The sequence below is a fragment of the Streptomyces sp. NPDC056161 genome (assembly GCF_042268025.1).
GTDB lineage: Bacteria > Actinomycetota > Actinomycetes > Streptomycetales > Streptomycetaceae > Streptomyces.
The window spans coordinates 194,202-218,111 of the sequence record NZ_JBHJUV010000008.1 but is presented as its reverse complement, the minus strand read 5'-3'; the positions used below and the strand labels follow the sequence as shown (position 1 = coordinate 218,111).

The 23,910-nt window shown below is 70.9% G+C and carries 23 protein-coding genes; 9 read left to right on the top strand and 14 right to left on the bottom strand.

What is annotated here, in order from left to right; translation table 11 throughout:
- Nucleotides 1-174: 174 nt before the first annotated feature.
- The 6 genes from ACFC09_RS10490 to ACFC09_RS10465 all read right to left on the bottom strand — a co-directional run bounded on the left by ACFC09_RS10490 (nt 175) and on the right by ACFC09_RS10465 (nt 8,685).
- Nucleotides 175-2,418, bottom strand: coding sequence for a sigma-70 family RNA polymerase sigma factor (locus tag ACFC09_RS10490; RefSeq protein WP_376525616.1), 2,244 nt, complete (start codon nt 2,416-2,418; stop codon nt 175-177).
- A gap of 219 nt (nt 2,419-2,637) precedes the next feature.
- A complete protein-coding gene (locus ACFC09_RS10485) occupies nt 2,638-3,315 on the bottom strand; it encodes an HNH endonuclease family protein (protein WP_376525614.1) in 678 nt (225 codons plus the stop codon).
- A 389-nt stretch (nt 3,316-3,704) separates the two neighbouring features.
- Complete coding sequence (locus ACFC09_RS10480; RefSeq protein WP_376525612.1) at nt 3,705-4,469, bottom strand: class I SAM-dependent methyltransferase; 765 nt, start codon at nt 4,467-4,469, stop codon at nt 3,705-3,707.
- Between the two features lie 109 nt (nt 4,470-4,578).
- Nucleotides 4,579-5,787: an aminotransferase class V-fold PLP-dependent enzyme gene (locus ACFC09_RS10475; protein WP_376525611.1), complete on the bottom strand. Its 1,209-nt coding sequence runs from the start codon at nt 5,785-5,787 to the stop codon at nt 4,579-4,581.
- A 7-nt stretch (nt 5,788-5,794) separates the two neighbouring features.
- Nucleotides 5,795-7,114: a pyridoxal-phosphate dependent enzyme gene (locus ACFC09_RS10470; RefSeq protein WP_376525609.1), complete on the bottom strand. Its 1,320-nt coding sequence runs from the start codon at nt 7,112-7,114 to the stop codon at nt 5,795-5,797.
- Entirely contained in the window at nt 7,111-8,685 is a 1,575-nt protein-coding gene (locus ACFC09_RS10465; protein WP_376525607.1) for a Y4yA family PLP-dependent enzyme, read from the bottom strand. The genes ACFC09_RS10470 and ACFC09_RS10465 overlap by 4 nt, the downstream gene beginning before the upstream one ends.
- Before the next feature lie 519 nt (nt 8,686-9,204).
- Between ACFC09_RS10465 and ACFC09_RS10460 the strand changes: the two genes are divergently transcribed.
- The 4 genes from ACFC09_RS10460 (at nt 9,205) to ACFC09_RS10445 (ending at nt 12,263) form a co-directional block, all read left to right on the top strand.
- On the top strand, nt 9,205-9,621 hold the full coding sequence (locus ACFC09_RS10460; RefSeq protein WP_376525606.1) for a hypothetical protein: 417 nt from the start codon (nt 9,205-9,207) through the stop codon (nt 9,619-9,621).
- Nucleotides 9,622-9,684: 63 nt separating this feature from the next.
- Nucleotides 9,685-10,347 carry a DUF4328 domain-containing protein gene (locus tag ACFC09_RS10455; RefSeq protein ID WP_376525605.1) on the top strand — a complete coding sequence of 221 codons (663 nt, stop codon included), beginning with the start codon at nt 9,685-9,687 and terminating at the stop codon, nt 10,345-10,347.
- Nucleotides 10,348-10,376: 29 nt separating this feature from the next.
- The gene (locus ACFC09_RS10450; protein ID WP_376525603.1) at nt 10,377-11,042 is read left to right on the top strand and encodes an SDR family NAD(P)-dependent oxidoreductase; all 666 of its coding nucleotides are present in this window, start codon (nt 10,377-10,379) and stop codon (nt 11,040-11,042) included.
- Between the two features lie 294 nt (nt 11,043-11,336).
- Nucleotides 11,337-12,263 carry an MIP/aquaporin family protein gene (locus tag ACFC09_RS10445; RefSeq protein ID WP_376525602.1) on the top strand — a complete coding sequence of 309 codons (927 nt, stop codon included), beginning with the start codon at nt 11,337-11,339 and terminating at the stop codon, nt 12,261-12,263.
- 160 nt (nt 12,264-12,423) lie between these two features.
- Here the strand turns inward: ACFC09_RS10445 and ACFC09_RS10440 are convergent, their stop codons facing one another.
- Nucleotides 12,424-12,690, bottom strand: coding sequence for a GlsB/YeaQ/YmgE family stress response membrane protein (locus tag ACFC09_RS10440; RefSeq protein ID WP_376525648.1), 267 nt, complete (start codon nt 12,688-12,690; stop codon nt 12,424-12,426).
- Nucleotides 12,691-12,888: 198 nt separating this feature from the next.
- On the opposite strand from ACFC09_RS10440, the gene ACFC09_RS10435 reads away from it, so the two are divergent.
- Nucleotides 12,889-13,251, top strand: a complete 363-nt coding sequence (locus ACFC09_RS10435; RefSeq protein ID WP_376525600.1) for an ArsR/SmtB family transcription factor — start codon at nt 12,889-12,891, stop codon at nt 13,249-13,251.
- Between the two features lie 109 nt (nt 13,252-13,360).
- Complete coding sequence (gene mgtA, locus ACFC09_RS10430) at nt 13,361-16,024, top strand: magnesium-translocating P-type ATPase (protein ID WP_376525646.1); 2,664 nt, start codon at nt 13,361-13,363, stop codon at nt 16,022-16,024.
- A 114-nt stretch (nt 16,025-16,138) separates the two neighbouring features.
- On the opposite strand, the gene ACFC09_RS10425 is transcribed toward mgtA, so the two are convergent.
- On the bottom strand, nt 16,139-16,348 hold the full coding sequence (locus ACFC09_RS10425; RefSeq protein ID WP_376525598.1) for a DUF397 domain-containing protein: 210 nt from the start codon (nt 16,346-16,348) through the stop codon (nt 16,139-16,141).
- A 249-nt stretch (nt 16,349-16,597) separates the two neighbouring features.
- Here ACFC09_RS10425 and ACFC09_RS10420 point away from each other — a divergent pair, with 249 nt between their 5' ends.
- The 3 genes from ACFC09_RS10420 (at nt 16,598) to ACFC09_RS10410 (ending at nt 19,192) form a co-directional block, all read left to right on the top strand.
- A complete protein-coding gene (locus tag ACFC09_RS10420) occupies nt 16,598-17,782 on the top strand; it encodes a helix-turn-helix domain-containing protein (protein ID WP_376525596.1) in 1,185 nt (394 codons plus the stop codon).
- Between the two features lie 389 nt (nt 17,783-18,171).
- Nucleotides 18,172-18,426, top strand: coding sequence for a hypothetical protein (locus ACFC09_RS10415; protein ID WP_376525595.1), 255 nt, complete (start codon nt 18,172-18,174; stop codon nt 18,424-18,426).
- Nucleotides 18,427-18,868: 442 nt separating this feature from the next.
- Nucleotides 18,869-19,192: a hypothetical protein gene (locus ACFC09_RS10410; protein ID WP_376525593.1), complete on the top strand. Its 324-nt coding sequence runs from the start codon at nt 18,869-18,871 to the stop codon at nt 19,190-19,192.
- Between the two features lie 113 nt (nt 19,193-19,305).
- On the opposite strand, the gene ACFC09_RS10405 is transcribed toward ACFC09_RS10410, so the two are convergent.
- From ACFC09_RS10405 to ACFC09_RS10380, 6 genes are all read right to left on the bottom strand, one after another.
- Entirely contained in the window at nt 19,306-19,440 is a 135-nt protein-coding gene (locus tag ACFC09_RS10405; RefSeq protein ID WP_376525592.1) for a hypothetical protein, read from the bottom strand.
- 135 nt (nt 19,441-19,575) lie between these two features.
- A complete protein-coding gene (locus ACFC09_RS10400) occupies nt 19,576-20,094 on the bottom strand; it encodes a glycine-rich domain-containing protein (RefSeq protein WP_376525590.1) in 519 nt (172 codons plus the stop codon).
- 431 nt (nt 20,095-20,525) lie between these two features.
- Nucleotides 20,526-21,383 carry a helix-turn-helix domain-containing protein gene (locus ACFC09_RS10395; RefSeq protein ID WP_376525588.1) on the bottom strand — a complete coding sequence of 286 codons (858 nt, stop codon included), beginning with the start codon at nt 21,381-21,383 and terminating at the stop codon, nt 20,526-20,528.
- Nucleotides 21,367-21,903: a DUF6879 family protein gene (locus tag ACFC09_RS10390; protein WP_376525586.1), complete on the bottom strand. Its 537-nt coding sequence runs from the start codon at nt 21,901-21,903 to the stop codon at nt 21,367-21,369. The genes ACFC09_RS10395 and ACFC09_RS10390 overlap by 17 nt, the downstream gene beginning before the upstream one ends.
- Nucleotides 21,884-22,021, bottom strand: a complete 138-nt coding sequence (locus tag ACFC09_RS10385; protein ID WP_376525584.1) for a hypothetical protein — start codon at nt 22,019-22,021, stop codon at nt 21,884-21,886. The genes ACFC09_RS10390 and ACFC09_RS10385 overlap by 20 nt, the downstream gene beginning before the upstream one ends.
- Before the next feature lie 269 nt (nt 22,022-22,290).
- A complete protein-coding gene (locus ACFC09_RS10380; RefSeq protein WP_376525582.1) occupies nt 22,291-23,901 on the bottom strand; it encodes an LCP family protein in 1,611 nt (536 codons plus the stop codon).
- Nucleotides 23,902-23,910: the final 9 nt, after the last annotated feature.

Genomic DNA, 23,910 nt, shown 5'->3' with positions numbered 1-23,910 from the left:
TGGCGAGAGTGGCCGAGCTGTTGCGCCACGGGCGATGAGTACGGCCTGGCGTCACTCGGGGTCGGAGCGGGTGCGGGTGCGGGTGCGGGTGCGGGTACGGAGCACGGGCCGGCGGCGTTCGTGGTGCGCGCGGGCCGGACACCGCCTCGGAGGGCAGCTCTCACCCACGGGTTCTCAGCGGGGATGGGCCGTGAACACGTCGTGCAGGACGTCCATGTAGGCGCCGTGGCCGCTGGCGCCGGCCCAGTCCGTGGCCGACTCGGCGGCCGTGCCCTCGCCCCATTCGTTGTAGGTGACGAGGAGTTGGAAGGGGGCGCCGGAGGTGGCGACCGTGGTGGCGTCGCGGCGGAAGCGGTCCAGGTCGCGGGGGACCACCGGTGCGGCGGCGTCGTACTTGTAGAAGCCGGGCGAGACCACGGCCGAGTGGCCCTGCTGCACGTCCAGGCTGGAGGCGTACTGGTGCCAGCCGTCCGGCTGGCGGGCGCAGTCGCGGTAGCCGCCGAACACCTTCAGGACGACGTAGTACCCCGCGGAGCGGCCCGCCTCGGTCCAGCGGTCGACCATGTCGCAGCCGTCGCCGCTCGCCGCGTACACGAAGATCACCGGCTTGCCGTCGAGGTGCAGCCAGGTCTGCCGGCCGGAGTACTTGCGCAGATAGACCAGGTCGTCCTCGATCCGCGTCACGGACGGGTTCCCGTACGCCTCGTCCTCGTAGTACGCCGTCCAGGAGAAGCCCAGTGCGGCGCCCTCGGACATCAGCAGCGGCATCCGCTTGTCCTCGCGGGTGCCGGGACCCCACCAGGAGGCGATACCGGCCTGGAGACCGCCGTACTGCATGTCCTTGATCTGTCGGTCGACGGTGGCGGGGTCGTCCTGGTCGTAGTCCGGCGCCGAGGCGGTGTACTTGCTGCCGCCGTCGGTGTGGGGGTTCTTGTCGTACCAGGGGTAGTAGAAGGCGGCCCGTACCGGCAGTTCGGTGTCGCCGCCCGTCGGTCCGGCCGCGGTGGGCGCGGGTGCCGCGGCGTGCTCCGGCTTCGCGGCGGGCGTGCGGGACGGCGCGGGGGACGACTCGGCGGGCGTGGGGGACGCGGCGGTGGGCGACGCGGGGCGAGTGGCCGACGGCGCGGTCACGGCGGCCGCGGGGGCCGGGTCGTCCGGGCCGACGAGGGCGAAGGCGGCGAAGGTGACACCGGCGACGGCCGCGGCGGCCAGCGAGGCGAGCCCGGCGAGCTTGCCGAGGGAGGCGGCTCCCTTGACCGCGTGAGCGGCGTGCACGGCCTGCGCGGTGCGCACGGCGGTCGTTGTGTGGGTGACGGTCGTGGTGTGGGGGGCGGAGGTCGTGGGCGCGGTGGGCGCGGTGTTCGTGGCGTGCGCGGTGGGCGTGGTGTGCGCGATGGGCGCGGTGGGCGCGGTGGGCGCGTTGGGCGCGGTGTTCGTGGCCGTGCCCTCGTGCGAGCCCGACGGGCCGTACGAGCCCGACGGGCCGTACGAGGCCGACGAGCCGTGCGAGGCCGACGAGCCGTGCGAGCCTGACGATCCGGCCGGGCCGGACGCCAGGGTCGACTGGCCGGCGCCCCCCGCACCGGCGCCGCCGCCGGCCCGGAGCGTGGCCGCCGTCAGGGCGATCAGGGCGGGCGGGACCGGGACCAGGGCCAGGTCCGCGAGCAGTCGCTCGGCCGGCACGACTTCCTCGAACACCCCGCAGCACACCGGGCATTCACGCACGTGCCGGGCCGCCCGCTTGCGCCACAGTCCCGTCGGCCGGCCGTCCCAGCCGTGCAGCACTCGGTCGAGTGCCGGGCAGCGGGGCACCGCGGCGAGCGCACGGACCACCGCGCGCGCGACCTCCAGACGCGCCTTCATCCGCTGCACGCGGACCCCCGCCTGGGCGGGCGGGATCTCCAGTGCGGCGGCCAGTTCGGCCCGGCTCAGCTGCCCGGCGACCTCCATCCACCACACGGCGAGCAGTTCACGGTCGTCCGCGTCCAGCCAGCGCGTCGCCTCGGCGGTCTCGCGCCGCTGGTCCGACAGGTGCAGCACGGCTATGGAGAGGTCGGCGAAATCCGCCCCGGGGTCGGCCAACTGGGCCGTCTCCGCCTCCCATTCGCCGCCGCCGGACGGCGGCGCCGCCCGCCTGATCCGCCAGTACCGGCGCACCTGCCGCATCGCGATGGCCACCAGCCAGGAGCGGAACGCGGCCGGATCGCGCAGTTGCCCCACGTCGCGGACCATCTGGAGCATGACGTCCTGGACGACGTCGTCGGTGTCGGAGGGGGCGTTCAGGGAGCGCCCCACGACGTTGTAGACGAGGGGCAGTTGGTCCGCCACGAGCGTGTCGAGCGCCCGCTGGTCGCCGGCCTGCGCGGCCCGCACGACAGCGGCTTCGGCGTCGTGTCCGCTGGGTGAGAAGTCGCTCATGCAAGGGGAGGGGCGGTCAGTGCCGTCGGCATAACAGAAAACGGCCGGGGAATTGGCGGTCGGGACCGTCGGCCCATCTTCGCATCCGGCGGGCGCCGGTGGGCTGGGCGGGGTGGCCGGACTGGGGTGGCCGAACGGGGGCGCGCCGGGGCGCGGAGGTGGTCCGGGGCGCGGCCCCGCCCGGTCGGGTGCCGAGGCGGGCGGGGCCGGGCCGCTCGGCTACGGGGCGGGCCGGTAGGTGACAGTGGCGCCCGGACAGGCTTCCGCCTGCTGGGCGAGCACGTCGGCCTCGACGGCGTCGACGGTCAGGCCCCAGCGGAGCTTGGTCGCGACCCACTCCGAGGTGTAGCGGCACCTGGCGTCGACGGACGGCGGCAGCCACTCGGACGGGTCCTGGTCGGCCTTGCTGCGGTTCGAGGCCGCCGAGACGGCGACGAGGGAGGTCGGCACGCCGAGGTCGTTGGCGTACGCCTCGCGCCGCTGCGCCGTCCACTGCGAGGCCCCGGAGTCCCATGCCTCGGCGAGCGGCACCATGTGGTCGATGTCGAGTGCGGAGGCCGAGGTGATCCACCTGGCGTCGTAGTACGACCACCACCGTCCGCCCGAGAGCTTGCAGCCGGGGAGCACCTCGGGTGGCTCGACCGCCTCGGCGATGAGCACCTCCGCCCGGGTGTTGCAGCCGTCGGAGGGGTTCGCGCCCGCGTTCCAGTGCTTGAAGCTGGTGCGCTGGTAGCCGTCGCGCGCCTCCGCGGCCAGCGGGAGGATCTGCACTGCGGCCGTCATCGGGAGGGTCTGCGGCTCGGCGGATCGTTCGTGCGCCTGGGCCGTGGCGGGTACCACGAGGGGCAGGAGAAGGAGTGCGGCCAGGAGGGCGGCACGCCTGAGAAGAGTGATCACGCATCGCAGAATTGACCGCACTTAACTCGTTCGAGCGTATCGACTCGAACGAGTGAGCCAGATGGATGCCTGAGTTCACCGTACGGGTGTGCCGGTTGCCGCCTTCCGGGGCCATGACTGCCTTCGGGGGCCATGGCTGCCGTCCGAGGCCATGACCGCCGTCCGAGGCCATGACCGCCGTCCGAGGCCATGACCGCCGTCCGAGGCCATGGCTGGTGTCCGAGGCCATGACCGCCGTCCGAGGCCATGACCGCCGTCCGAGGCCGTGGCTGGCGTCCGAGGCCATGACCGCCGTCCGAGGCCGTGGCTGGCGTCCGAGGTCATGACGGCCGTCCGCGGCCGGGGTCCGGCCGACGGCGGGTCAGCGGAGGCGGGTCAGCGGAGGCGGGTCAGCGGAGGGCGACGACGACGCAGCTGTCGCCGTACTGCCACACGGCGCCCGCCCGCCGGAAGCCCGCGCGGCGCAGCAGGCGGACGTGGTCGGACAGGGAGAGGCGGGCCGCGCTGTCGGTGCCGCCGGCCGGCTGCCGGCCGTGGCGTTCGGCGAGCAGGCCGGCGAGTTCGGGCTCCTCGGCGGCGGCCGTCCACCAGGCGCCCCAGTCCTCGTGGGCGAAGGCCCGCTGCCGCTCGGCCCGGCGCCGCCCCACGGAGGCCGCCAGCTCGGCGAGCAGGGAGTCGTCCTGCGGGAGGTGGTCGCCGTTGACGAGGACGCCGCCGGGCCGCAGCAGCGCGGCGAGGTCCCGGTAGACGCGGTGCAGGGCGGCCGGGCCCAGATAGTGCAGGGCGGTCGTGGAGACGGCCGCGTCCAGCGGGCCGTCGAGGGCCAGCGCCCGCGTCCAGCCGTCCTCGCCGATCACCGTGTCGACGTAGCGGGCCGCGTCGGGGTGGTGGGTGCGGGCCAGTTCGAGCAGCAGGGGGTCGCGGTCCACGGCCACGATCTGCGCGTACGGCAGCCGGTCCGCCAGCCGGGCCGCCAGCGAGCCGGGGCCGCACCCGAGGTCGACGACCACGGGCCGGTCCGTGCGGCCCACGGTGACGTGCTCGACGACGTCGGCGATCACCGTGAAGCGGTCCTCACGGTCGACGGCGTACCGCCGCTGCTGGAGTTCCCAGCGTTCCACCCATTTCCCGGCCGTCGCCAGGCTCAGTCCCATCGGGTCGTGCCACCTTGCCGTCTCGCGCCCGCAGCCCTGTCCTTCTCCAGCACCCTACAGGTGGAAACGGTTTCCATTACATCCGGCCGTCCGCGTCGCTGACGTCCTGTCACCCGAGAGCGGCAAGGACCGACAGCAGCCGGTCGATCTCCTCGACGGTGTTGTGGACGTGCAGACTCACCCGCACCGACTCGCTCCGCTCCCCCGCGCCGCCCTGGCAGTGCTGGTCGCAGCGGACCATGAAGCCGTGGCTGAAGAGGATGAACCCCAGGTCGCCGGAGCCGATCCCGCGGTGCCGGAAGGTGACGATGCCCCGGCGCCGCTGGACCGGTGAGTCGGCGGCCAGGCTGGTCCGGCAGCCGACGACCTCGTAGGCGTCGAGACGGCTCAGCCCGTCCGTGAGCCGGGCCGCCAGGGCGACCGTCCACCGTTCGATCCGGTCCGCGCCCGCGGCCCGCAGCCAGTCCAGCGCGGCGGCCAGCGAGACGATGCCGACGGTGTTGGGCGTCCCGGACCAGCCGCCCGGGGTGAACGCCGGGCCGCGCGCCTGCCGGGCCCAGACCGCTCCCGTACCGGGCAGGGCCAGCGCCTTGTGCCCGGAGAAGGCGACGAAGTCGACGTCCAGGTCCGCCACGGACACCGGCACGTGCCCGACGCTCTGGGCGGCGTCCAGACAGATCACCGCGTCCGGGCCGACCGCCTCCCGGACGCGGTGCACGTTCATGTCGCCGCCGTAGACGTGATGGACGTGGGTGACGGCGACGAACCGGGTCCGCGGCCCGGCGAGCCGGGCGAGGGCGGTGTGGTCGTAGTCGCCGGACGCCTGCTGGTAGGGCATCTCGACCACCCGGACGCGCACGCCCTGCCGGGCCAGCAGCCGCTGGGTCTCCGTCCAGGGGTCGATGTTGGCCCGGTGGTCGGCGACCGGTACGACGATCTCGTCGCCGTCCGCCAGGAAGTCGGGCAGCCAGTCGCGGGCGATGGTCCGCAGCCCCTCGGTGGTGCCGCTGGTGAAGTGCACGGCCGATCGTCCGGGCGCCGGATCGGCCAGGAACTCCCGGACGCGGTCCCGGGTCTGCTCGACCAGGGCCGTGGTGCGGTTGGCCCACGGATAGGTGCCGCGGCCCGCGTTGGCGTTGGTGGTGGTGAGGTAGGTCTGCACGGCGTCGAGGACCGGCTGGGGCTTCTGGGCGGTGGCCGCGCTGTCCAGGTACGCCAGGTCCGGGTGGGCGGCGACGATCGGGAACTGGGCGCGCAGCGAGCGCTGCCATTCCGCCAACTCCCCGACCGCTGACGTGACTTCATGGTTGGTGGTCATCGTTCGGTCAGTCCCTCACCAGGGGCGCGCCCGCGTCCCGCCAGGCGATGATGCCGCCGGCCAGGCTGCGCACGTCCGGGTGGCCCATCCGGGTCAGCAGCGCGGCGTAGCGGGCTGACTGTTCGCCGACCGGGCAGGCCAGCAGCACCGGACGGCTGCGGCTGAAGGGCAGGCCGCCGCGCACGAGTTCCGCGAAGACCTCGTCGACGATGTTGACCGAGCCGTCGATGTGCAGGGCGGCGAAGGCGTAGGGGCTGCGCAGGTCGACCACGAGGGGGGCGCCGCCGGCGATCCACGCCTGGGCGTCGGCGACGCCGACGGCGGGCGCCGCCTGGATCTCGGCCTCGGTGAGATCGGCCGCGGAGTTGGCCCGGCGGGGCCGCCCGAACAGGTCGGGGCGCCGTTGCCGTACGTAGCTCAGATAGCTCTCGACGCGGTCGCAGACGATGAAGACGGCGGTCCGCCGCTCGGCCGACTCGGTGTCGACGGCCCTCAGCCGGCGGACCGCACCGAAGTAGGCGGCGCCGGAGGTGGGTCCGGCCAGGATGCCGCAGCGGCGGTTCAGGGTGAGCATCCCCTCGATCGCCTCGTCCGAGTTCACCGGCTCGATCGAGTCGTAGGTGCCGGGGTCGAACAGGCCGACCTGGTGCGCCTCGTCGATGGTGCGGATGCCGGGGATGAAGTCGGACTTGGCCGCGACGAGGCCGACCACCCGCACGGCGGGATCGTGTTCGCGCAGGGCGCGGGCGACGCCGGTGGAGGAACCGGCGGTGCCGACGCAGGCGATGAACCAGTCCGGGGCGCGGCCGTCCAGGTCCTTGACGATCTCCGGTCCGGTGCCGGTGAGGTGGGCCTCGACGTTGCGCGGGTTGAAGTACTGGTCGGTGTGCAGATAGGTGTTGCCGGGCTCGGTCAGGGTCCGGTGGAAGAGGGTCAGCGGGTCGTCGGTGGCGGTGGGGTCCAGGCACTCGCTCTGGCCGGGCAGTTCCTCGATCTCGGCGCCGAGCAGCAGGAGCAGGTCCTTGATCTCCGGGACCCGCATCCGGTTGGTGACGCTCTTGAAGGTCAGGCCGTGCATCCCGGCGAGGACGGCCAGCGCCTTGGCGGTGTTGCCGCTGGACAGTTCGACGACCTGGCTGCCGTGTGCCGCCGCCTCGGCCAGCCGCGGACCCGCCATGTTCCAGGCGGCCCGGTCCTTGACCGACCCGAACGGGTTGAACAGCTCCAGTTTGGCGTACAGGTCGATGTGGTGCAGGCCGTGCACGGCCGGGTCGACGCGCACCAGCGGTGTGTTGCCGATGGCCTCGGTGATGCTGTCGTACCTCACTGCGCTCCCCCCATGTCGTACCCGATCGCGGCCGGGGACGTCGTCGGCCAGTACTGGTCGTCCAGGCACCAGCGCCATCCGCCGTCCTCCTGCCAGGCGGCGGCCTTGCGCGCTACCGGCTGCCGCTGGGCGTGCGTGGCGTGGAAGTCCATGCAGTACCCGGCGGTGTTGGCGAAGGCCAGCAGGTCGCCCGGCGCGGGCCGGACCGGCAGGAAGACCGTCCGGCGGGTGATCAGGTCGGTTTCCAGGCACAGCGTGCCGAAGAGATGGACGGCGACGGGTTCCGCGACCGGGACCCCAGGGGCGCCGGCCGGGACCCCAGGGGCGCCGGCTGGGCCCATGGCCGCCGCTGGCCTGCCCCGGTCCCGATCCCGATCCCGACTCCGGTGCCGGGGGACGACGACGGGGTCCATCAGCACCCCGTGCTCCTCAAGGCCCACGTCGTCGGCCTTCGCCGCGAGCCGTACGAGGAGTTCGCCGCCGGCGCTCTCCGGCTCGCGCACCTCCAGCACCCGGGCCAGGGTCAGCCCGCACTGGTCCAGCAGGGCGCGGCCCGGCTCGATGTGCAGGTCGTAGAGGTGGTCGAGGAGCAGCGCGGCCAGGGGCCGGCCGCCGAAGGACTCGGCCGGGTGCGTGAGCAGTTCGTCGAGGTAGCGGGGCCCGGCGACCGGGCGGTGGGCGGGGTAGAGGCCGAGCGACCCGCGGATCGTGCCGGCCTCGTTGCGCAGCCCGTAGCCGTGCCCGCCCCAGGTCAGCGGCGGGCGGGTGCCCAGGACGGCGGCGGTGAGCGCGGTCGTGTACCGCGCCCACTGCTCGCCGTCGGCCAGGTAGTCGACACCGAAGCCGCCGCCGATGTCCACGACCGACGGCCGCATGCCTCTGTCGCGGCACTCCTCCAGCACGCGAAGACAGCCTTCGAGGGCCGTCGCCTTCTCCGCGAGGCTCGTGGTGTCCAGGTGGTAGGCGACGCCCGTCAACTCCACGGCGTCGGCGTGCCGTTCGACGGCCGCCAGCAGCGCCTCCCGCTCCCGCACGGGCGTTCCGAACCGGCTGCGCCGGCTCAGCGTCCGCACGCCGGACGACTCGAACCCGGACAGCCGCAGCAGGATCCGCGTCCGCGGCAGCGCGTGCTCGCGCACCAGCGCGGTCAGGTGCTCCAGTTCGCCGCGGCCGTCGAGCGCGACGGTCACCGAGGTGCGCGCGGCCAGCCACAGGAACTCGGGGTTCTTCGGGCCGGTGGCCGTGATCCGGTCCGGGGTGAAACCGGCGCCGAGCGCGTGCTGCAACTCCCCGAGCGAGGCGACGTCCACTCCGGCGTCGGTGGCCGCGAGCCGCCGCAGCAGGGCGCTGGACCGATTGGCCTTGTGCGCGAACAGCACCTGGCCGGACAGATGATGCCGACCGTAGACCGACCGGAACTGCTCCAGATTGGCGGAGAGTTGATCGGGCACGACCACGTTCAGCGGAGAGCCGAGGGCGTCGACGAGGGTGTGCAGGAGTCCGGGCGAGTCCAGCAACGAGGACAGCCGTTCGCCCAACCGCGGTACGAGATACAAGGGCTGCCCGCCCATACCCGGCCCTCCCCCAGCATGTCGGGCCCGGCATCCCGGGCACGGCCGCTCACTCCCCGCGGTTCGCCGTGTAGCCCCCTTCCCGCCGCCCGGTCGAATTACTCCGGGAATCCCCGAAAGCGGGCGGAAAGCGAACGGTTCTTGTCAGATCTGGGCGGGGTGGGGTGCGATGGGACGCGTCGCCGTCGTCCGCGTATCGGCGTCATCCGGATGGCGTACCACCCGTGGTGCGGCGCGGTGCCGGGCCGGATCGTCGGAGACACGGGACGTGAGGGTACGGGACGGTACGAGACGGTACGAGACGTGACGTGCCGTCCGTGACGTGACGGCACGTACGGCCGGACAGCCGGACGGCCCGGCAGGACACCCGGCAGCTCGGTCAGGCAGGACACCCGGCAGCGGTCAGCCCGGCAGGACACCCCGGCGGCGCCCGGCGGCGGTCGGGCCCGGCAGGACACCCGGCGGCGCCCGGACCGGGCGGTCCGGCGCGGCCCGCGGGATCACCCACGGAGGCACGGCATGGCACAGCAGGCGCACTCGACCCCGCCGCCGAACAGCGGCTGGGTCACCGGCGGAGTCGTCTTCGGGGGCGTCCTGATGCTGGTGAACGGCATCCTCGCCATCCTCCAGGGCATCTCGGCGATCTCCGCCGACGACGTGTGGGCCCGCATCGGCGACTACGTCTACAAGATCAGCCTCACCGGCTGGGGCTGGATCCTGGTCGTCCTGGGCGTCCTGGCCGCCGTCACCGGTGTGGGGATCCTGCGGGGCGCCGAGTGGGCGCGGGCCATCGGTATCGCCCTCGCGGTGCTGAGCGTGATCATCCAGTTCCTGTTCCTGCCGTACTCGCCGATCTGGTCGATCATCCTGATCGGCATCGGCGTCTTCGTGATCTGGGCGCTGGCTGTGTATCAGCCCGGTCCCAGAACACCCTGACCGGGCGGTTTTCCCTGGCGCCGGGCGCGAGCCGTCGGCCAGGATGCCGCTGTGACCGATGACATGACTCAGCCTCGCGCTCCGCGCCCCGCCCAGTTCGCGGCTCGCTTCGCGATGGCGACTCTTCTCCTCGCCGGTGCCGCCTGGTTGGTCCGGACGGTCTGGGAGATCAGACTCGCGATGGCCGGCGAGCCCGCCTCGGGTCCGCTGGACCAGGGCGACGGCGTCCACCGGTTGCCGACCTCGCTGGAGGACTCGTACCACGTCGTCACCAACGCGACCGGTGCCGTCGTACTGCTCTGCGCGCTCGCCTTCATCGTGTGGCTCGACCGGGTGCGGGACAACGCGCTGGCGTTGTCGGGGCAGCCGGCGAAGTACCTCGGGATCTGGGTCTGGCTGAGCTGGATCATGCCGGTCGTGAACCTGTGGTTCCCGCGCGGGCTGGTCGCCGACGTCCACCGCAGGAGCGCGCCGGACAGGCGGCTGCCGGCCGTGGTGAACGTGTGGTGGGCACTGTGGCTGATCGGCCTGCTGAGCAGCGTCGGCCTGCTGACCGAGAAATCCACCGACGAAATGATCGAACTCGCCTACACGAATGTCTGGCAGCTGATGGTGGCCGACGTGGCCATGGTGGGCGCGGCCGTGGCAGCGGTCTTCATGGTCCGTGCCATCACCGCGGCACCGACGGTGGCCACAGGCGGTGCGGAGGCCACCGGCGGAATGTGACCGTCCGTCGTGCCGAGTACGGTCGCACCATGACCACGATCGCCATCATCGGGGCGGGCCCCGGCCTGGGGTCCGCCGTCGCGCGCCGGTTCGGCCGCGAGGGCTTCGACGTCGCGCTCGTCGCCCGGGACGCGGCCCGGCTGGACGCGCTGGCCGACGCCCTCGGCACCGAAGGAGTGAACGCGCGGGGCTTCGCCGCCGACGTGCACGATCCGGAGCAGTTGCGGGCCGCCCTGGACCGGGCCGCGACGAGCCTCGGCCCCGTCGAGGTGCTCCAGTACAGCCCGCTGCCGCGGTGGGACTTCATGCGGCCGGTGCTGGAGACGACGTACCAGGACCTGATCGCCCCCGTCGAGTTCTCCGTGTACGGGCCCGTCGCCGCGGTCCGGCAGGTACTGCCCGGCATGCGGGAACTGGGCCGCGGCACGATCCTGTTCGTGAACGGGGGCACCGCGGTGGTCCCGCACCCGGACCGCGCGGGCACCTCGATCGCCTTCGCCGCCGAGAGCGCGTACGCGCGTCTGCTGCACGACACGCTCGTGGCCGAGGGCATCCACGTCGCCCAGCTCGTCATCCCCGGCGCGATCGTCCCGGGGCACGAGCGCAAGGACCCGGACGTCCTCGCGGGCACCCTGTGGGAGCTGCACCGGGACCGGCACGGTTTCCGGCACTTCGCCGACGACCTCGACGGCTGACCGTCACCCCCGTACCCCCTCCGTTCCCCGTGCCGCTGTGGACGGCGCGGGGAACGGGCGTCTCCGGGGAGGGCCCGGGAGGCCGGGGAAGTCCGGGAGGCCGGGGAAGTCCGGGAGGCCGGGGAAGTCCGGGGAGGCCGGGGAAGTCCGGGGGAGGCGTGGCGTCGCGGGGTCGCCGTGCGTGCGGGTGTGATTTCTCTCCGTGGCGGAGTGGCATGTGGTGGATCGTGAATTGTGCGCGATCAGGTCGTTACTCATAGTGGTAAAGACCGAAATGTCCCGCGAGGAGGCCGCATGGCTGTGGAAATCGCTCCCCTGCTCAAACCCTCCGTACTCAGGCGGCGCGGCGGCCTTCTCGGGGAGTGCATGGCGGAGTTCCTCGGGACGCTCGTCCTCGTCGCCTTCGGCTGCGGTTCGGTCGCGGTGGCGGTCGCGGGTCTGCCGGGTACGGGCCGCACGCAGGGCCCCACGATCTTCTTCATCAGCGCCGGGGACTGGCTGCTGATCACCTGGGGCTGGGCCATGGCCGTCGTCTTCGGCGTCTACGTGGCCGGCGGTGTCAGCGGCGCGCACCTCAATCCGGCGTTGACGCTGGCCTTCGCGCTGCGCCGCAGGTTCCCCTGGGCCAAGATCCCGGCGTACTGGCTGTCCCAGGTGATCGGCGCCTTCGCCGGGGCGGCGCTGGTGTACGGGGTCTACCACGACGCGATCAACACCTTCGACAACCTGCTGAAGGCGCCGAAGGTGAACGGGCACACGCTCACCACGTTCTCGATCTTCGGCACGTTCCCGGGCCCGTACTTCCACGGCGCGGTCTGGGGACCCCTGTTCGACCAGATCGTCGGCACCGCGTTCCTGGCCATGTTCGTCGTCGCCCTCATCGACCTGCGCAACACGGCGGTCAAGGCGAACCTCGGACCGCTGCTGATCGGCTTCGCCGTCGCGGCCATCGGCATGTCCTACGGGGCGAACGCGGGGTACGCCGTCAACCCGGCCCGCGACTTCGGGCCGCGCCTGCTCGCCTGGGCGGCCGGCTGGAACGAGCTGGCGTTGCCGGGCTCGCTGGCCGGTTCGTTCAGCGACTACTGGTGGATCCCGATCGTCGGACCGCTGGTCGGCGGGGTCATCGGCGTACTGGTCTACGACCTGTTCGTCGGTGACGTGCTGCACATCCGCTCCCAGGCGGAGGTACCCCCCGAGCCGGGCCGCACCCGGGCATGACCCTCGGCCGAGCACGAGGAGGAGGCCGAGCAGGGGAGCGGCGGCGGGCCGGTGGGCGGTGGTGGGCCGGTGGGCGGTGGTGGGCCGGTGGGCGGTGGTGGGCCGCTCCGGCGGCGGGTGGCCGCCGGAGCGGTGGCACAGGGGCGCCACGCCCGTCGGGTCAGTCGCGTGAGTTGCCGAACAGGATGCGGTAGCCCACGAGCAGGACCAGCGAACCGGCGATGGCCGCGCCCCAGGTGTAGAGGTCGAAGAACTCCTTCTGGACCGGACGGTCGAGGAAGCGCGAGGAGAGCCAGCCGCCGAGGAAGGCGCCGACGATGCCGATCAGGGTGGTGCCGATCAGACCTCCGGGGTCGCGGCCGGGCAGCAGGATCTTGGCGATGCCTCCGGCGAACAGTCCGAGGATGATCCAGCCGATGATGCCCACGTCGTTGTCCTCCAACCGAGGGAATGAGTTGCTTGCTTGCGCAAGCCTAGGGGTGATCAAGGGGGCGTTCGCGAGGGGTCGTGGACCCTTGGCAAAGAGTTGTGGGGATTTCGTCACGTGTTCAGGACATCGCGCCTCCACTTACACTGGGCGGCGCGTGGACGATGGCCGTGACCTGGGTGGACAGGAGAGAGAGCCGTGGGGCGATTCGTCGGTGGCTTCCAGGACCCCTCCGCCGAGGTGCTCGCGGAGGCGGCTGCCGCGTTCGGCCTGCTCGCCTCGACGGCCCGGCTGCACATCATGTGGGCGCTGTCCGAGGGTGAGAGCGACGTCACCCACCTCGCCGACCGGGTGGGCGGGGCGCTGCCCGCGGTCAGCCAGCACCTGTCCAAGCTGAAACTGGCCGGTCTGGTCCGCTCCCGCCGTGAGGGCCGCCGGCAGGTCTACTACGTCGACGATCCCGACGTCGTCACGGTCGTCCGGCTCATGGTCGGACAACTGGCCGCGCGCGCCGAATTCCCGACCACGGCGGCCCGCCGGGCGTCTGGATCCGGTGTCTAAGCGCTTCCCCGCATTGCCCGTGCTGCGTCGTCGTCCCTCCTCGGCGCAGCCGCAGCCGGTCGCGCGGTTTCCCACCCCCCTCTGGGGCGCCGTCGAACCGCGGTCCGGGCTGCCCGAGGTCGCCCTGGCCGCCGGGCAGGGCGGGGCCGGGGCGCCGGTCGCGACCGGCGGAGCGGACATCGCCGTCGGCGCCGGACCGGTGCCCGTGCCGTCCGGCCCGGCCACGACCCTCCAGCTCCTGCGGCGGCTGGACACCGGGCCGCGCGGTCTGACGGACGACGAGGCGGCCGCCCGGCTGGCCCGTGCCGGGGAGAACACCCTGCCGGCCCGGCAGGACGCCTCCTGGCTCCGGCTCGCCGTACGCGGCGTCCGCGACCCGTTCACCGCGGTGCTGCTCTGCCTCGGCGTGGTCTCCGCCGCCGTCTTCGCCTGGGGCACCGCCTGCGTCATCCTGCTGCTGGTCGTGGTCAGCTGCGTGCTGCGCGCCAGTGGGGAGCACCGGGCCGACCGGTCCATGGCCGGGCTGCGCGAACTGGTCGCCACCACCTCCACCGTGCTGCGCCGCGCCGACGCCGCGACGGCGCCCGCCGCCCGGGAGATCCCGGTGGCGGAACTGGTCCCCGGGGACATCCTGAGACTCGGCGCGGGAGACCTGGTCCCGGCGGACGTACGGCTGCTGCGCGCGACCGGGCTCACCGTGCACCAGGCCGCGCTGACCGGGGAGTCGGCCCCCGTCGCCAAGACCGCCGCGGACGGCCCGTTCCCCGGGACCACCGCGGTGTTCGACCAGCCGCAACTGTGCCACCAGGGCAGCAGCGTCGTCTCCGGCAGCGCCACCGCCGTGGTCGTCGCCACCGGGGCGCACACCCGGCTCGCCGCCGCCGAGGGGCGGACGGCCCGGCCGCGGGAGCCGAGCGCCTTCGAACAGTCCGTGAACGGCATCTCGTGGATACTGATCCGCTTCATGCTGCTCACCCCGCCGCTGGTGCTGATGGCGGGCGCCGCCCTGCGCGGGCGCGGCCTGGAGACCCTGCCGTTCGCCGTCGCCGTGGCGGTCGGGCTGACCCCGGAGATGCTGCCGGTCGTCGTCACCACCTGTCTGACCCGGGGCGCGGCGCTGCTCGCCCGCAGCCACGGCGTGATCGTCAAACGGCTCCCGGCGCTGCACGACCTGGGCGCCGTCGACACGCTGTGCCTGGACAAGACCGGCACCCTCACCCAGGACCGGCCGGTCGTCGAACGGGGCCTCGACGCGGCCGGCCGGACCGACCCGGGCGTCGGGCGCTGGGCGGCCGTCAACGCCTGGTGGACGCTGCAACTCGCCGACCTGCCCGCACCGGACGCCCTCGACGAGGCGCTGCTGGACGCGGCGGACGAGGCCGACCTCATGGCGTACGAGGGGGTGGCCGCCCTGCCGTTCGATCCCGTGCGCCGGCTGTCCACCGCCGTCGTCCGCACCCCGCACCGCCTCGGTACCCACACGCTCGTCGTCAAGGGCGCCGTGGAGGCCGTACTGGAGCGCTGTGTTCTGGCGGCGGACGAACGCGACCGGCTCGCGGACCTCGCCGCCCGGACCGCGCGCGAGGGGCTGCGGGTGCTGGCCGTCGCCACCGCGGAGCGTCCCGCCCGCGCCCGTGACTACACCCCGGCCGACGAACGCGGGCTGACCTTCCAGGGCCTCGTCACCTTCCGCGACGCCCTCGCGCCCACCGCCGCCGAGGCGCTGGCGGCGTTCGCCGGACAGGGGGTCGCCGTCAAGATCCTGACCGGTGACCATCCCGGCACCGCGGCCCGCGCCTGCCGCGACCTCGGCATTCCGCTCGGCCCGGACGCCGTGGTGACCGCCGACCGGACGGACTCCCTCACCCACGCCGAACTCACCGCACTCGCCCGCCGTACCACCGTCTTCGCCCGCTGCACCCCCGAGCACAAGGCGCGCGTCGCCGCCGCGCTGCGGGCCGGCGGGCACACCGTGGGCTTCCTCGGCGACGGCGTCAACGACCTGCCCGCGCTGCGCGCCGCGGACGTCGGCATCGCCCCGCGCGACGCGGCGGACGTGACCCGGGAGATCGCCGATGTCGTCCTCGCCGAGAAGGACCTCACCGCGATCGGGCACGCCATCGGCGCAGGCCGGCACAGCGGCGGCAATGTCGCCGGCTATCTGCGCATCACCCTGTCGTCGAACCTCGGCAATGTCATCGCGATGCTCGCGGCGGGGCTGCTGATGCCGTTCCTGCCGATGCTCCCGGCGCAGGTGCTGGTGCAGAACCTGTGCTTCGACACCGTTCAGCTGGCCTTCGCCTACGACCGTCCCCACCCGTCGGTGCTGCGCCGCCCCACGGTGCTCAGCGCCCGCCAGGTGCTGCGCTTCATCACCGGTTTCGGCGTCCTCAACGCCTTCGCCGACCTGGCCACGTTCGCCGTCCTCGCGCTGTCCCTGCACGGGCCGGGCACCGGGGACGACGAGGCGGTCTTCCACTCCGGCTGGTTCACCGAGAACCTGCTCACCCAGGGCCTGGTGATGGTGCTGCTGCGCACCGGGCGGCGGCTCGTCGCGGAGCGTTCGCTCGGCCCGGTCGGCTGGGCCGCGACCGGGCTGGCCGTCATCGGGGTCGCGCTGCCGCTGTCCCCGCTGGGCCCGATGCTCGGCCTGACCACCTTGCCGATGGCGTACTACCTGCTTCTCGCGGTCGTCCTCGCGCTGTACGCGGGGGCGCTGGTCCTCTTCCGGGGTCGTTACGAACGACGCGCGCTGACCGATCCCATGCCGTAGCTCCACTACCCCGTGGTCCGTCCGCGACGGCTCACGGAGCGAGGCGCCCCCGCACGACGGATGGCCCGCCCTGAATGCCTTCCGCGGGGCGGGCCGTCGTCGAGCGTGTGGTTCTTATGCGTCGAACTTCCCGAGCGCCGCCGAGAACGAAGACAGAGCGGCGCGGGTGAACAGCAGCGCGGGTCCGTGCGGGTCCTTGCTGTCCCGTACGGCCACCGTCCCGGCGCCGACGATGCCGTACTCGATGCACTGCGCCGCGCTGTCGCTGTAGGTGGACTTCCACCAGGTCACGGGCAGGGTCAAGGCGTCATCAACATGGCTCATGCGATCTTCCTCATCTCGGTGATCAGTTGCATCGATGCTTCAACAGGCAGTGCGGCGGAGGTCAGCCGCTGCCAGGCATCCCCGGACCGGTCGGCGACCTTTACGGCCGGCGGCGTGCCCGAGCGTGGCATTACCGCACTTCACAAGCAGACGAAACGGCCCCCGTCCAGGTGGGACGGGGGCCGATCTCAGTTCCCGGGCACAGGGCCAGGGGTACGGTTCTGGTGTCGACGCAGAACGGAGACCAGTATGCCCCCGCACACTGACGAGCACACGGGCGCACGCATCGCGCACACGCGCAAGGTCCGCCGGTTGACTCAACGCGAGTTGGCCGACCTCTCGCACGTCTCTTACAGCACCCTGACCAAGGTGGAGCAGGGCGCCCTGCCCGCAAGCCCCTCGGTGATCGGCGCACTCGCCCGCACCTTGTCCGTACCGGTCACCGAGCTGACCGGTCAGCCCTATCTCGAAGAGTTGAGGCAAGACCAACTCGACGGACTGATCAACCCGATCCGTGAAGCCCTGAACGTCTACGATCTCGGCCCGGACCCGGACGTGACCCCGCGCCCCGTCGAGGAACTGGAGGCACACGCAGAGAAGCTGTGTGCCATGGTCCGCGCGACGAACATCAAGCAGGTTGCCGCCGACCTTCCCGCTCTGATTCGCGAGGCCACGACGACGGCGCACACGGACCCGACAGGCCGTAGTTGGCGGCTGCTCGCGAGCACGTACCGGACCGCGTACGACGTGACAACGAAACTCGGGTTTCCCGACCTGTGCACGGTGGCGCTCGACCGTATGGGCTGGGCAGCACAGCGTGCCTCTGACCCCGTGCTGGGCGGGATGCGTCAGTACCTGAGAGCACTCGCCTACCTCCGGGCAAGCGACTACCGGACGGGGAAACGGTTGGTCCGGTTGGGCATGGCCGCCCTGGAACAGGCGGAGCCAGGGCGCGTGACTGATGCTGTCACCGGACAGCTCCACCTCGGCGCCGCCGTGCTGGCGGCCCGGGACAAGGACAAGAGCGTCGCGGAGGGACACCTCAGCGAAGCTGAACGCATCGCAGAGCGGACCGGTCCGGCCGAGAAGGTGCATTGGCTGTCCTTCGGTCCGACCAACGTCGGCGTACACCGGGTCGGCGTGCTGACTGAACTGGACCTTTACCCTGAAGCCGTGCACTGCGCGCAGGAGATCACGATCCCGGACGGATGGCCGCCGTCCCGACTCGCACACCATCACGCCGAGGTGGCGCGAGCACAGATGTGGACAGGGCGCACGGACGCAGCATTCAAAAGCCTGTTGGCGGCACGCAAGCTGGCACCGCAGCAGACGCGGTATCACCCCATGGTGCGCGAGACATTCGCCGGGCTGGAGGCAGCCAAGCGCAGGATGCCGGATACCTTCAGCAACTACGGTTCATGGCTGCGGTTCTGACGCAGTGTCACGCAATGGCCGGAGCTATCAGCGACGTCTGATAGTTCCGGCCTTCGCATGTCGGCACGATGCCAGGGTCAGAAGACCCCCGCGACCGTGCGACCGGTCCGGGGGCGTGGCCACCAACCGATATGGGGTTGATGACGTGACCCATACAACCAGAATGCTTCCGCTGCGCCGACGAGCGGGGGCCAGCCGATGACCAAGGCGGACACCGATGCCGGGCAGTGGGAGTACACGACGTACGCGCCGAAGGACGAAACGTGCCCCTCGTGCCTGAAGCCGATTACGAGTCTTGAGGTTTGCCGCCGGGGAATGCTCGCCCGCCGGGACTCCTCCCCGGTCGCGGCCTATTGGCACGCGGACTGCGCCCAGAAGGGGATGACGCGGTGACCCGGCCGCAGCAGCACAAGGGCGGGCTCCCGCAACTGCCGCAGGGCTGGGCCTCCTTCCCCTCGACGCCGGATGGCAAGCACACGGCCCACTGGTACGCGACCTCCCCGTACCCCGTGGATGCCCTCAAGGCGGAATACGGCCAGACCGCGCAGCCGCTGTGCCGCACGGTCACCGCTGCCACGTGGTCCGAACTGCACACGGAAGTAGCCGCCCAGGCCGAGTTGTACGAGCGGCTTACCGGCGCATAGCCGAACAACCCTCGTGCGTCAGGGCGCAGCCGAAGTTCCTGTCGCCCTACGCGGCTCCCACACCGCCTGACGTGCGGAAACCCCATGACAGTCGCATCGGGTCAGGGCTGTGCACGAAAGCGGCCACCCTTCGGCGCAGGCACGGAGGGCGGCTGCCTTGTGTGAGCCGAGGAACCCCATCCGACCAGATCGACTTGTGCGCCTGTGCTGGGAGCGGGGCGCAGCCAGTTGGGGGACGACGTACCACGTCTGACCGACGTCCGCACCGGCAGCAGCCGCGCTCCCCGTCGGTGTCTGCCCGGAACGTGACGTGACACAGCGACAGAATTCTGGAGGTAGCACGGTGTGCCGCCGCCCGACTCCGGCCGAGAGGGCCGCCGCGAGGAAAACCGCTCGTGCGGACAGGGAGACGATCACCGCGCGGTACCTGGCGCGGGAACCGGTGAGCAGGATCGCTGACGCATACGGCGTGACCCCCCGCTGGCTGACCCTGCGGCTCGACGAATGGGGCGTCCCGCGTCGTCAGCGCCATGAGGCGCATCTGCATCGGCGCTCTGCGCAGCGGGTGTTCCGGGGACGTATGGTCCGCCGGTCGAAGGACGACGTACGCGCCGCGCAGGCCGAGTTCGTCGACCAACGGACGGATGTGATCGCGCGGTATCGGGACGGTGAGTCCGTCGCGTCCCTCGCCCGGTCCTTCAACCTCAGCCACTCCTGGATCGCGGAACGCCTGACGGAATGGGGCGTACGGCGCCAGGACCCGTAGGCCGCCCGGTTGTCACCGTCGAACGGGCCCTGAAGTGATGACGGAACAAACCGAAGGAACGCCCCAATCCATCTGAGATAGGGGCGTTCCTTTTCTGTGGGGCCAGCAGGCGGTCACTCGTCCTTGGGCGGGATGGTGAATCCCCGCGTCGGACCTGAACCCGGTGTCCCGGGGAACCGGGCGGCCACGAACGCCAGCACGTCGGCGGTCACGTCCCGGCGTGTGACCGGGTCGGCGGTGTCGTACACACGCCACTTTCCGGCCGTGCTCTCCGGGTCATCAGGCGCGACTACACCGGGGATTCCCAACTGCCTCAGTAAGGCGTCCACTTGTCGTGCCTGCTCAGCGTCCATGTTTCCGCCTTCCGTCCACTTGCGGCCAGCCTAGCCACCGCCACCGCCACCGCCACCGCCGTCGCCGTCGCCGTCGCCCGAGCAGTGCGAAGCGCAGTTACCCGGATTGATGGGACCGCAGCCGCCGGGTTTGGGCGTGTGCGAGCAGTTGGCTGCCACCGGGACCAGCGCCTTGGCCGGACCGGTCCACAGTTCACCGTCCACGGTGTGACCGGCCTGTTCGAGAAGGGCGATCGTGCGGGTGAGTGCGTGCTCGTCGTGACGACCGGCGTCCGGGCGTTCGGGCCAGTGGTGCACGAACCGCCCGAGGCGGCTGCACAGCTTCTCGTACAGGTTCGTGTGCAGGATCAGGGCGTGCCATCCCTCGTCCACAACATTGGAGGGCGTGATCCTGACGGTCGGGAACTGCACGGCGGCGGTTACGAACTTGAGAGCTTCCTCCACGATCCGCTGCGCCATGGCCTCGTCCGTACCGGGGTTGTTGTCGATGACGGTTGCGACGACACCCCCGAACGCGGCAGGGGTCAGTAATGCGCGTACATCGTGCATGTGCTTTCCTCCCTGTTGTGGAGTTTTCCTGCCTGTCCCGGTCACGACTGTCTACGCTTTTCGCCACCGGGATCGTGGTTCTACTCGGCACGAATGACCATGCTCGAATGAGGTCCCGGATACGCCGGAATCCTGCGTGACCGGACCCGCCCGTGTGGCTCATGCATTCCACGTCGACGGATGCCGAGTCAGTGGAAGGTGTTGCCGTCCACCCGTAGTGTGGATATTCGGCCTCAAAAGTGACGCCTGTGTCGGGATGCTCAGTAATCCTGTGCAGCACGTACCGCATCGCCGTTCTGATGCTTCACAGCCCGTCCCCCAGTCTCGATCTTGCATGACCGAGACTAGATGATCAGCCGCCTCAGTCTCGTGTGCCCTGCTGTCGCTCACCATGCGTCTATTTTCGCGCTGTACCACATGCCTGTGGAGCGCTAGTTACGTTGACGCATAAACCCATCTGCGACTTCTTCGAGATAGGCGGAAGCGTCATCGCCAGTGCGGGCATAAGACCAAAAGAGATCGAACAAATTGATGTGCTGCGTTACATCCCTGGGATCACGCAACACCACTTCTCCGGAGAACAGCTCGATGGTGACAAGACGGTCATCGTAGACAACAAAGATATTCATAGGAGTGCCGGGAATCTGTGCATCCTGTTTGACTATCCCGATCTCGACATTGGGTTTCCTGTTGACCTCGGCCATGTGTGCGCACTGCGCTGCCATGGCCCCGGTGCTGGCTCGCTGCCACCTGACGGCCTGTTCAGTCATCAGGAACCGGAATGATCGCGACCCGTCATCCAAGATGGCCTGACGTTCCAAACGGGCCTGGACCGCCCGCGCAACATCCCGGGCCGGGTCGCTGGCCACCGTAGGAGAAAGCGTCTCGACTGCGTACTCACGAACGTGTAGAAGACCAGTGGGGACAGCAGGCAGAAAGTGTCGCATCAGCCGCGACGACGATTCAAGCGCCCGCAGCTCGGCCTGCTTGTGATAGAGCCCAACGCGCGCGTAGGCACGCCAAGATGCGTAGTCGACGTTAGCCCTTCGGGTCAAACTGAGAAGCTCGTCGGCGACCTCATCAGGAACTGCAAGCGCCTTGAGGATACGCTCGACATCAATAACGGTCGGCAGTGCCCTCCCGGTTTCAATGCGGCTGATCTTCGTTTGACTCATGTTGCAGCGAATTGCCAGTCGTTCGCCGCTGAGACCGGCGGCCCTGCGGAGACCCCGAAGGGCCTCCGCCAGGTCCTTTCGATCTCGTGCTTGTGTTTCAGGTTCGATAGACACTGAATGGTACGGAACTTTCTAGCGCGAGATCCCGCAACGCAAGATACTTACCGATGTCCGGATCCTGGATCAGCTCCCGATTGATCTGGGTTCCGTCGGATCGGTAGTTGAGATGTACGACGGTCGTCTCATCGAACAACCAAAAATCCTGTTCAGGCAATCCAGGATCGGGGAGGTCGGTCAAATCAACGATCCGGTAGTTCTCCCCTGCCGTGGAGTTTCCGGGGATGCACCATTCGAAGAGATAGCGGCTGTACGGCGTGAGCGGCCTACGGACGATCTTCGCACGAGTCATTGTCCGTCCCGCCGCTGCGTGATCCCTGATGCTCTGGTGCCACGACGCGTTGAACCCTTCCGGCATGGGCCTCCCGGCCAAGAAGGCACCGACTGCCTCCGCCTCAGCGGGCATCGTGTAGGTCTGGTGCACTTCGAGCCGGAACGCCGAGCGCTTGAAGTTGCGGAAGTACGCCTGCCAGTCCTCGCCGTCCAGATACACGGCGTCAGAGCCATCCTCGGGCACGCGCCGCCTCCCTCAGGATGTCTTCCGGGATGAGTACGACAGACTCACCATGCGGCGTCGGGTGGACCACGTCGTAGCCCTGGACGGCCAGCATGCCGGGTTCCTGCGTCGTGTACACGGTCGGACAGTCGCCATTCCCGCACTCGTCGTCCTCGCCGCTCTCGCACGGTCCACCAGCGATGATCCGTAGTTCGTCCACTGAGACCCCCTCCGACGCGTAGTGAGCAAGTTACGGACCGTCCTACCGCAGTCACAAGGCCGGACCACCGTCAAGTCACGAAGTCGCATAGAACGGTGGGCCCGAGTCACAGGTATGTGCGCTCTGAGCAGTGCCGACAGGTAGGTGGTCAGGTGGGCGGCCCGCCCCGAAAGCAGCCGTCCGCCCGGTCAGCCGCCCGCGCCGTAGGTGAGGTTGGAGCACAGGTTGTCGTCCGCCGAGCGGGCGCTGTCGGCGACCGAGCTGGGGACCGCGGACGGGGTCGGTGAGGACGCGGCGGAGCCGGCGGGGGCGTAGTCGGTGCCCACGACCACGTTGAGGGCCGAGCCGCCGATGGCCTGGAGCTGGGCGCCGGGGAAGAGTTTGGCGACCGTCTGGGCGTGGCCCTGGAGGCCGGAGCCGTACTGGATGACCGTGGTGGTGTGGTCCTGGCTGTTCGCGTCGCCGGTGCCGGTGACGGTGAAACCGTGCTGGGTCAGCTCCCGCGCCGCGTCACCGGCCAGGCCGGTGGTGAGGGTGCCGTTGTAGACGGTGACGGATATGCCCGCCCCGGAGACGTTCTGGGCGGGGCTGGGCGAGGCGGACGCGGAGGCCGTCGTCTTCTTCTTGCCGCCGGCATCCTTGCCGTCCAGGGTGCGGTCGTCCTTGAGCGCGGCCCACAGAGCGGACGCGTCCGGTTCGACGATCGCGACGCGCGAGCCCTCGTAGCGCCAGGGGATGGTCACGAACTTGGTGTTGCGCAGGTCGATGTCCTTGAGCGACATCGCGAACGAGATGAGCTTGTCGGCCGAGCCCAGGCCCGGGTCGACGGTCATGGACTTGGTGGCGGCGGTCGCCAGCGGCAGCAGCTTGGTCGGGGTCAGGCCGTCGCTCTTGATCTTCTTGAGGAGGCTGGAGACGAATGCCTGCTGGCGCTTGATCCGGCCGATGTCGGAGCCGTCGCCGATGCCGTGCCGCAGCCGGACGTAGTCCAGGGCCTTCTGCCCGGAGACGGTCTGCACGCCCTTCTTGAAGATCAGGTCGCCGCGGGTGGTGCGGCTCGGGCTGAGATCGTTCTGGTAGATGTCGTTGGGCAGGCAGACCTCCACGCCGCCGACCACGTCGGTGAGCGCGGCGAAGCCCTTGAAGTCGACGACCACGGTGTGGTCGACGCGCAACCCGCTGAGCTGTTCCACCGTGTTCTGGGTGCAGGCCGGGTTGCCCTTGTCGGTCTCCCCGACCGAGAACGCCGCGTTGAACATGACGTTGGTCTGGGTCTGGGTCCAACTGCCGTCCGGCAGCCTGCACGGCGGGATGGTGACCAGGGTGTCGCGGGGTATGGAGACGGCTATCGCGTTCTTGTGGTCGGCGTAGACGTGCAGCAGGAACGCGGTGTCGGAGCGGCCTATGTCGTCCTTGCTGCCGCCGCCGAGCGCGTTGTTGCCGTCGGTGCGCGAGTCGGAGCCGATGACGAGCACGTTCACGCCCTTGGACGCGGCGTCGTCGGGGCGGTTCTTGGACAGTCCGCCCGCGTCGAAGGTGCTGATGCTGCCGTTCAGCTTGAAGTAGATCCAGCCGAGGCCCGCCGCGCCGAGCACCACGAGCGCGAGGGTGACCAGGAGCGCGGTCCGCCACGGGCTGCGTCTGCGGCCCCGGGCGGCGCGCCGGCCGTGGGAGGCGGGCGGCCCGTCGGGCGCGCCGCGCCGGGGCGGGGCGTCCCGCCGCCGGTGACGCGAGGGGTGCTCCGAGGGGTGCTCCGAGGGGTGGTCCGAGGGGTGGTCAAGGTCCCTGGTGCTCGTCATGCGTCGCGC